This is a genomic window from Halomonas sp. LC1 (assembly GCF_030247125.1).
Taxonomy (GTDB): Bacteria; Pseudomonadota; Gammaproteobacteria; order Pseudomonadales; family Halomonadaceae; genus Vreelandella.
In genome coordinates, this window is the sequence record NZ_JASSPG010000013.1 from 17,622 (window position 1) to 27,298 (window position 9,677).

The window sequence follows — 9,677 nt, forward strand, 5'->3', positions numbered from 1 at the left end:
TATGAGTAACGATTCCCTTAAGCAGGAACAGATCAATAAGGCGGTTTGGAACGCCTGCGACACCTTCCGGGGCACGGTCGACCCCAGCATTTACAAAGATTACGTGCTGACGATGTTGTTCGTGAAGTACCTGTCCGATGTGTATCAGGATCACTACGACAACTACGTGGCCGAATACGGCGATACCCCGGAGCTCATTGAAGAGCTGATGAAGAATGAGCGCTTCGTACTGCCTAATGGTTCCGGTTTTTACGCCCTGTATGACCAGCGGCATGAGCCAGGCAACGGCGAGCGTATCGACAAGGCCCTGCACGCCATTGAAGAAGCCAATATCGTTAAGCTGGCCGATGTGTTCCAAGACATTAGCTTCAACTCCAACAAGCTCGGTGATGAGAAGCAAAAGAACGAGCTTCTGCGCCACATCCTGGAAGACTTTGCCCGCCCTGAGCTCAATCTAAGCCCGAGTCGAATTGGTAAGCTGGACGTGATCGGTAACGCCTACGAGTACCTGATCAAAAACTTCGCGGCCACCTCCGGCAAGAAAGCCGGTGAATTCTATACCCCGCCGGAAGTCTCCGAACTGATGGCTGAGCTCGTCGAGCCGAAGGAAGGTGATGAGATTTGCGATCCCGCCTGTGGTTCTGCGTCGCTGTTGCTGAAATGTGCTAACCAGATCCGTAAAGGTGCCGATGGCTCCAAGAACTTCGCGCTGTTCGGTCAAGAAGCCATCGGCAGCACCTGGGCCTTGGCGAAGATGAACATGTTTCTACACGGCATCGACAACCACAAGCTTGAATGGGGCGATACCATCCGCAACCCCAAGCTGTTGGATGAAAACGGTGGCCTGAAGCACTTTGACATCGTGGTAGCCAATCCGCCGTTCTCACTGGAGAAGTGGGGCTTTGAGGGCGCAGACAGCGATCCCTATAGTCGCTTCCGGCGCGGAGTACCACCCAAGACCAAGGGCGACTATGCCTTCATTCTGCACATGATCGAGACCCTAAAGCCAAAGACTGGGCGCATGGCGGTGGTCGTACCCCACGGCGTGCTGTTCCGTGGCTCTAGCGAAGGCAAGATTCGCCAAAAGCTAATCGAAGACAACCTGCTGGATGCCGTCATCGGCCTGCCCGAGAAACTGTTTTACGGCACCGGCATCCCGGCGGCGGTACTGGTGTTCCGCAAGGACAAGACCGACAACAACGTACTGTTCATCGACGCCAGCCGCGAGTTCAAGGCCGGCAAAAACCAGAACCAGCTCTCCGATGATAACATTGCCAAGGTGATCGACACCTACAAGCAGCGCGACACCAGGGACAAGTATTCCTACGTCGCCAGCCAAGAGGAAATCCAGGAAAACGACTTCAACCTCAACATCCCCCGCTACGTGGACACCTTCGAAGAAGAGGAAGAGATCGACCTGATGGCCGTGCAAGCGGAGCGGAAGGACATCGAAGCCGAGATTGCAAAGCTAAACGAGCAGATGGACGGGTATTTGAAGGAGTTGGGTTATGGTTCCTGAGGGATGGAAAGCCACTCAAGTTGGGGATGTTGCAACATTTTCATCTGGGGGTACACCCAGCAAGCAAACTGCTGGTTACTGGGGCGGCTCTGAACCATGGATCTCGGGTAAAGACCTGAAATCCCACTACCTTAGAGAGAGTATTGATACGCTCACGGCGGAAGGCTTTGCCATTGCGAAGAAAGCTCCTATGGGAGCGTCGCTGATTCTCGTCAGAGGAATGACGCTGTTAAAGGATTTTCCGGTCGGCTACGCCAGCAGGGAGATGGCATTCAATCAGGATATTAAGGCCCTTGTACCCAAAAGCCATGTAGACGGCTTGTTCCTTTCGTTTCTGCTAGTCGCTCAAAAAAACAGGATTCGACAGCTCGTTAGCACCGCCGGGCACGGAACGGGAAGACTCGACACCAGCCTGGTTAAAGGATACCCAATAAATCTCCCGCCACACCCCGAACAAAAAAAGATCGCCCAGATTCTCTCCACCTGGGATCAGGCCATTACCGCCACCGAGCACCTGCTTGAGAACAGCCAGCAGCGGAAAAAAGGGTTGATGCAGCAGTTACTGAACGGGAAGAAGCGGTTGCCGGGGTTTGAGGAGGAGTGGGAGGACGGCCACCTCAAAGACATTGCTGCGATTTCAAAAGGTAAAGCCCTAAGCAGCAAGGATCTTGAAGATGGAGTGTTTCCTGTTGTCGCAGGGGGTAAAACAAGTCCATACACGCACAAAACCTATACGCATGATCACGCCATTACTGTAAGTGCGAGTGGTGCGTATGCAGGATACGTCGCTTACCACGAATACAAGTTTTGGGCATCGGACTGTTCTGTAGTTGAGGCCAGCGAAGAGAGTAATATTGAGTTTCTGTACCACTTGATGACCTGGAATCAGCAGAGGATTTATGCCCTTCAGAGCGGAGGTGCCCAGCCACATGTATACCCGAAAGATCTTCATGCTATTCGTGTGTTGATACCGTCGAAAAAAGAGCAACAAGCGATTGCCAATATTTTAACGACGGCAAGTAAGGAAACCGAACAGCTTCAAAATCGTGTTAATCGCCTAAAACAGGAAAAGAAGGCCCTAATGCAACAGCTCCTGACCGGCAAGCGTCGGGTAAACGCGGACACGGAGGCCGCATGAGCAAGCTAGAAAACAAAATTGAAGCTCGGCACCGGAACTTGTTCGATGTGTTGAATGAGCAAAAGTACACCGTCGACTATTTCCAGCGGGAATACAGTTGGGGCGAGAAACACATTGAAGCGCTGGTGACGGATTTAACCTCGGCCTTTCTGAGTGAGTACACCCCTGGCGATAAGCGTGAGCAGGGGGAGGACTACAATAATTACTACCTGGGCCCCTTTGTGGTCAGCAGTAAGGATGGCAAACGCAGTATTATCGACGGCCAGCAGCGCTTAACCTCGCTGACGCTATTTTTGATCTATTTGAACAACCTTCAGAAGGAGCTGCCGTTTCAGGAGAAAATCGAGCCCATGATTTTCTCGGAGCTGCGCGGCAGTAAGTCGTTCAATATCACGGTTGAGGAGCGTATTCCGTGCTTGGAAGGCCTTTTCAGCCAGGGCGAGTACGTGCCCGATGACAGTGCTGATGAATCTACCCGCAATATGGCGGAGCGGTATCAGGATATTGATAAAGCGTTCCCTGAAGAGCTGAAAAACGACGCGTTTCACTTCTTTATTGATTGGCTGCGGTACAACGTGATCATGGTGGAAATCATCGCCTACTCCGATGAAAACGCCTACACCATCTTCGAAACCATGAACGACCGTGGCCTAAACCTGACGCCTTCAGAAATGCTGAAGGGGTTTGTGTTGTCGCGTTTCGACAGCACCGAAAAACGTAAGCAAGCCAACAACTTCTGGAAGCAAGCCATGCTGGAGCTGAAAGCCTATGACAAGGATGAAGATCAACGCTTCTTCCAGTCGTGGCTACGGGCGCGCTATGCCGAAAGCATCCGCCCCGGTAAGGCAGGTTCCAAGAACGAGGATTTCGAGAAAATTGGTACCCGTTTTCACAGTTGGGTACGCGATAACCTTTCCAAGGTAGGGTTGGATGCGGACAGCGGTGACTCATTTGAACAGTTTGTTCAGCATGAATTCCGCTTCTACTACAAAGCGTACCTGCGTATTTTGGATGCGGAGAAAACCCTGGTGCCGGGGTTGGAGCATGTGTTTTATATCTCCCGCTGGGGAATTGCCCCCACGCTGAGTTTGCCGCTGATGCTGGCGGCGCTTAATTCGCACGACAGCCAAGCCACCGTGGCCCTTAAAATCAATACCGTGGCCGCCTATATCGAAACCTTTGTGGTGCGCCGGTCGGTGAATTTCCGAAATTTTTCCGCCAACTCCATTCGCTACACCATGTATAGCCTGGTCAAAGAGATTCGCGGCAAAGATCTGCCGGAACTTCAGCGGTTGCTAGGTCAGAAACTTGAGGGCATGCACGAGTCGTTCGAGGGCATGAAGCATTTTCGCTGGCACGGCCAGAACCGGCGGTTTGTAAAATTCTTGCTGGCCCGTATGACCGCTTGGTGTGAACAGCAGGCAGGCATGAGCAGCAGCTTTGTGACCTACTACCAGCCTGCCAGCGGTAAGCCCTTTGAAGTCGAACATATATGGGCTGATAAGTTTTCCCGTCATCAAGATGAGTTTGAACAAGAACACGAGTTCCACCACTACCGCAATCGGCTAGGGGATCTTGTTCTGCTGCCCAGAGGCACGAACCAATCGTATGGTGACCAGCCTTATGAGCAAAAAAAGGCGCACTACATCAAAGAGAATCTGTTGGTGAAGTCGCTTTGCCCGCTCGCCTACGAGAATAATCCGAATTTTCTCAAGCTGAAAACGGAGTTGAATCTGCCGTTCCAGCCGCACGACACCTTCAAAAAAGCGGATATTGAAGCGCGGCAGGAACTGTATCGCATGATCTGCGAGCGTATCTGGCCTGAGACGCTGGTCGGTACGGAGGTCGCATGAACACCACCCCGCAAGGGAACGAGCAGCATGCCAGCCACATTCCCGCTCTGGCGACACTGATCAACCTGGGCTGGACGTTTCTACCCGCCACCGAGTGTCAGACGCTGCGAGGCAGCCAGCGGGATGTGGTGATGAAGCCGGTGTTAGAGCGCGTATTACGCCAGCGTCGGTTCACGTTTAAGGGCAGATCGTACCCGCTGTCCGATCAGGCGATTGATCAGGTCATCCGCGAAATCACGACGCCCTCCATGGCGCAGGGCTTAATGGACGCCAACCAGGCCGTGTACGACCTATTGACGCTGGGCATTACCGTGACCGAGTTCGTGGGCGGCAAAAAAGCTCAGCCAACGGTTCACTTGATCGATTGGGAGCATCTGGATAACAACGAATTCCACATCACCGAGGAGATGGAGGTGCTCTCCACCCAGGGCACCCATACCCGCCGCCCCGATGTGGTGGCGTTCGTGAACGGTATTCCTTTGGCGGTGATAGAGGCCAAGCGTGCTGCCTCTGGCAACCCCAATAAGAACATGGTGGAGGAAGGCATCAGCCAGAACCTCCGTAACCAGAAAAACGATGAAATCCCTTACCTGTACGCTTTCGCCCAGTTGCTGCTCGCCATCAGCAGCAACGATGGCCGGTACGGTACGACCCATACCCCGGCCAAGTTCTGGTCAACGTGGAAAGATGAAGAGTTTGACGATCACTACGTTCAGGGCATCAAGAACCAGCCTTTGTCTGCCTCGATTAAGGACGCGCTGTTCCAGGGCAAGCCTCCAAAGGTTCGGGCTTACTTTGAACAGCTATGGTCAAAGCACGTCACGCCGACCGAACAAGACCGGCTTCTCGTCGGCTTGCTGGATAGGCACCGGTTTCTGGAGTTTCTCCGGCTATTCATCCTGTTTGACCGTAAAGTAGGCAAGATCGCGGCCCGTTACCCCCAGGCATTCGGCATCAAGGCTCTGTTGGAACGCATCTCGGGCTTTAAGCCCAGCGGCGAACGCCGGGGCGGCGTGCTGTGGCACACCACCGGCTCCGGTAAATCGTTCACCATGGTGTACCTCTGTCGTGCTCTCCTGCTCAGTGACGCGCTAAAGAATTGCCGGGTCATCGTCGTCACGGATCGGGTGGATCTGGAGAAACAGCTATCCAAGACCTTCCTAACCGGTGGGGCTTTTGGCAGTGACATCGCCGGTAAAAAAAGCGGGGACTCCCTGGCAAAAACGCGTTCCGGCAAGGAGCTGGCCAAGCGCATTGGCCAAGGCAATGAGCGGATTATATTCACCATCATCAACAAATTCGCTTCCGCCGCTAAGCAGCCAGAATGCTATAACCCCTCGGAAAATATCATCGTCATTGTGGATGAAGGCCACCGCAGCCAGGGGGGTGAAAACCACCAGCGGATGCGCCAAGCCCTGCCCAATGCCTCCTTCATTGCCTTTACCGGCACGCCGCTGCTGAAAAACGAGAAAAGCGAAACTGCCGAGAAGTTCGGGGCCATCATTCACGCCTACACCATGAAGCGGGCGGTAGAGGACGGCACCATTACGCCGTTGCTATACGAGGAGCGAAAACCGCTGCTGGATGTGAACCAGAAGGCGGTCGATAGCTGGTTTGATAAGGTGACCGCCGCTCTGTCAGATGACCAGAAAGCCGACCTCAAACGCAAGTACGCCAAGCAAGGTCAGATTTATACCGCGCAGGATCGTATCAAACTCAACGCGTTTGATATCAGTGTCCATTTCAGCGAGAACTTCAAAAAAGCGGGATTAGAACTGAAGGGACAGCTGGCCACCGACAGCAAGCTCAGCGCGATACGCTATAAACAGGCGCTCGATAGCATTGGCGAAGTGACCAGTGCCATTGTGATCTCCCCACCGGATACCCGCGAAGGCCATACCGATGTGGATGAAGCCAACCTGCCTTTAGTGCAAGCGTGGTGGAAGAAGAACGTCACGGGCGACCCACAGGACTACGAGAAAGCCACGATAGAGGATTTCGGCACCGATGGCCCACCAGACATCCTGATCGTTGTTGATAAGCTCCTGACAGGCTTTGATGAGCCACGCAACACCGTTCTCTATATCGATAAGCAGCTGAAAGGCCACAACCTGATCCAGGCCATCGCTCGCGTTAACCGGCTGCATCCCCAGAAGCCCTTTGGTTACCTGATCGATTACCGAGGCATCCTCAGAGAGCTGGATACCGCCATTAAGGATTACCAAAACTTTGAGGATCAGACCCAGGGCGGCTTTGCCATTGAGGATATTGAAGGCCTGTATGCCAACGTCGACACGGAATACAAGAAGCTGCCAAGGCTGCACGACCGGCTTCTGAGCTTCTTCGGGCATATTGATAATCGCCTAGACCCTGAACCCTATCGTCAGGTGTTCATGCCTCACTATGAAGCCGATGAGGACGGTGTCGAGGTGGATGTTCGTCAGGCACTGCGGGAGGATTTCTATGAGGCCGTCACTCACTTCGGGATGTGTTTAAAAACGGCGCTTTCCACGCAGAGCTTCTTTGATGATAAGGCGTTCACCGAGGCGGATATCCGCCGGTACAAATCCGACTTGAAGTGGTTTTCAGACCTGCGTAAGACCGTGCGGATGGATGCCCAGGAAACCGTCGATTACTCCGCCTATGAAGGTCAGATTCGAGATCTGATTGATCGTTATGTCACCGGTGTCCATGTTGCCCCCGGCGATGAGCCCGTGCTTATCGACCCCGTAGAGAGCAACCCGGATAACTGGAGCGACGAGAAGACCAAAAACGAAACCGACAAGATCAAGACGCGTACCAAGAAGACCATCGAGGAGAAGCTAGGCGACGACCCCTACGCCAAGAAGGTGTTCTCAGCGCTGCTGAAGGAAGCCATCGAAAAAGCTGAATCCATGTTCGACTACAAGGCGCAGTTCAAGCTGTTCAGCGACCTGGAAGCCAAGGTTGAAGAGCGAGAGGTGCCTGACCTACCGCTAGAGGCGTTTAGCGGAAACAAGCATGCCCAGGCCTACTACGGCACGTTTAAACTCGTGCTTGGTGACAACTTCGCTGTGTTGGAAAAAGACAAAGGCGAGCAATTGATCGACGAGGCCTTTGAGATCGATACGGTGGTGAACCGCGCCGTGGCAGAAAACTCACTGAACCCCGTCGGTATCGAGCAAGATGTCCGCAAACACTTACTCCCAAAGTTGTTCTCACTGGTAGGCTTGGATAAAGCCAAAGCGATTCTGGATGAAGTGGTGCAGATTCTGCGTAACGGAGTAACAAAGTGATGACCGCTGTGGATGCCACGCAGGACGAACCACCACGCGTGTATCAAACGCGTTACGGTGAGCGAACGTTCAGCTACCACCTGTGCTATCTGCCCGAACATAAAAAAGCCACGATACGGGTGCATGTTCACCCCAACGGCATGGTGCAGGTGGATGCACCCGAATCGGCACCGCTGCCCGAGATCAAAGCAGCGGTGCAGCGTCGGGCGAGATGGATACTCAAGCACCTGGATGACATTGAAGAACGAAACCGCTACGTCCAGCCAAGAACGTGGGTCAGCGGCGAGTGTATGCTCTACCTGGGGCGTAGATACGTACTCAAGGTAATCGACGACCCAAGCCAGCGAAAGGTCACCTGCAAGCTCATAGGCGGCCAACTGCGGGTGCAAGGCAAAGAGCTGACCACTGAGCGCACACAAAAGGCCGTGCGCCAGTGGTACCGCGACATAGCGATAGACGTGTTTCAACGCCGCCTAACGATGATGGTCGAGACGTTGCCATGGACAAAAACCGTACCCGATTGGCGCATGATCGACATGCAAACCCAATGGGGCAGCTGCTCACCCGAAGGTGCCGTGCTACTCAACCCGCACCTGATTAAAGCCAACACGCGAGCCATCGACTACGTGCTGCTTCATGAGCTGTGCCACCTAGTAGAGCACAACCACAGCCCGCGCTTCTACGCGCTGCTGGATAGGTTTATGCCCGAATGGCGGTCGGTGAAGGAGCGGTTGGATGGGCAGGCGGAGTTGATTTTGGTTGAAGCAACACTCGCACCAAATACCTGAATCAGGGAAAAAACCAAAACCGCACTAACTTACTGTAACGGTTTGTTTTAGCTATTTTTTACTATCAAAAACTGCTATCGGTAAGGGTGGAAGCAGACTCTGAGTACAAAACACTCACTGGATGGTTGATGGGCTTTCATGGTACTTGGCCATCAGCTCGCTCATCACTTCTATCGGATATTTAAAATCAAAGCAGCTAACGCCTCACTGCGGTATTGCTTAGTCATGGTCATGTACCTCCGAAAACAGCCCCTTTTCTATCATCGCTGTTAGGTGCGCATCCGATAGTGACAGGATGTGTTGAGCAGCCTGTTTGAAAGCCTCCTCTTCCTCATCACTGATGTTGGCCTCTTGGCTTTTGGCGAACTCATACATGAAGAGAGCACGGCTCTCCTGTCGTTAGAGAATGATGGTGCGGTGGCCCCGATTTGGCACGATAAGACAGCGCCTGGAACAAGGAAGTCAGCGACCACCTGCCTTGTTATCTTTTAGTATAGCTGCGCATGAACGAACTTGGACGTTCGATCCATTGAAACGAAGAGATAGGCCTTGCCTTCGCCTGTCTGGATATCGCTAATATCGATATGCAAATAGCCGATAGGGTAATGTTTGAAGAACTTTTTCTCGCGCGTTGCTTCGCCAGCCCTAGGCCGCTGACTAGTACCGTGGCGCTGGTAGAGTCGGTGCAGACTTAACCGTGTCAGCGATGTGGAGCGAGCTGCTTTGGGTCCCATACGCACAACTTCGACAGAGGTCCGGCTGCGCCACTTGCGTACGGTTTTAGGGTTAATACCGTAGCGTCGACTTAACGTCGCGACCGACTCCGTCGATCGCTGTATGTCTTCTCGGATGGCGTGCGTGGTCGTGGCGCGTTGATGAAGTACCTGAGCCATGGATCCTCCGCGGACAAGGTTTCATACCATAAACCACCACACCCCAGGACCAAACACCTAGGCTTATTTTATTCCTTTATAATTAAAACAAAGTGATTATAGAAAAGAAGACTCTTACTCAGTTGGGGATATCGTTAAGCTGACATCAGGTGGGTAAGTTATGACTATCAGATAGTTGACGATAAATTTGGATAGATAGTGTACAGGTAGC

At 53.0% G+C, this 9,677-nt stretch carries 5 protein-coding genes and 2 pseudogenes; 5 read left to right on the forward strand and 2 right to left on the reverse strand.

Features of this window, described 5'->3' with window-relative positions:
* Position 1 precedes the first annotated feature (1 nt).
* The 5 genes from QIT27_RS16750 to QIT27_RS16770 are packed head-to-tail and all read left to right on the forward strand — an operon-like array spanning position 2 to position 8,573.
* On the forward strand, positions 2–1,519 hold the full coding sequence (locus tag QIT27_RS16750) for a type I restriction-modification system subunit M (RefSeq protein ID WP_285264467.1): 1,518 nt from the start codon (positions 2–4) through the stop codon (positions 1,517–1,519).
* The gene (locus QIT27_RS16755; protein WP_285264468.1) at positions 1,509–2,657 is read left to right on the forward strand and encodes a restriction endonuclease subunit S; all 1,149 of its coding nucleotides are present in this window, start codon (positions 1,509–1,511) and stop codon (positions 2,655–2,657) included. Before QIT27_RS16750 ends, QIT27_RS16755 begins: the two co-directional genes overlap by 11 nt.
* Positions 2,654–4,510, forward strand: a complete 1,857-nt coding sequence (locus tag QIT27_RS16760) for a DUF262 domain-containing protein (RefSeq protein WP_285264469.1) — start codon at positions 2,654–2,656, stop codon at positions 4,508–4,510. Before QIT27_RS16755 ends, QIT27_RS16760 begins: the two co-directional genes overlap by 4 nt.
* Complete coding sequence (locus QIT27_RS16765; protein ID WP_285264470.1) at positions 4,507–7,785, forward strand: type I restriction endonuclease subunit R; 3,279 nt, start codon at positions 4,507–4,509, stop codon at positions 7,783–7,785. The genes QIT27_RS16760 and QIT27_RS16765 overlap by 4 nt, the downstream gene beginning before the upstream one ends.
* A complete protein-coding gene (locus tag QIT27_RS16770) occupies positions 7,785–8,573 on the forward strand; it encodes a M48 family metallopeptidase (RefSeq protein ID WP_285264471.1) in 789 nt (262 codons plus the stop codon). Before QIT27_RS16765 ends, QIT27_RS16770 begins: the two co-directional genes overlap by 1 nt.
* A 219-nt stretch (positions 8,574–8,792) precedes the next feature.
* On the opposite strand, the pseudogene QIT27_RS17040 reads toward QIT27_RS16770, so the two are convergent.
* Both QIT27_RS17040 and QIT27_RS16775 read right to left on the reverse strand, forming a co-directional pair.
* A pseudogene (locus QIT27_RS17040) lies at positions 8,793–8,960 on the reverse strand (type II toxin-antitoxin system RelE/ParE family toxin); the annotation flags it as partial.
* A 104-nt stretch (positions 8,961–9,064) separates the two neighbouring features.
* A pseudogene (locus QIT27_RS16775) lies at positions 9,065–9,466 on the reverse strand (transposase family protein); the annotation flags it as partial.
* Positions 9,467–9,677: the final 211 nt, after the last annotated feature.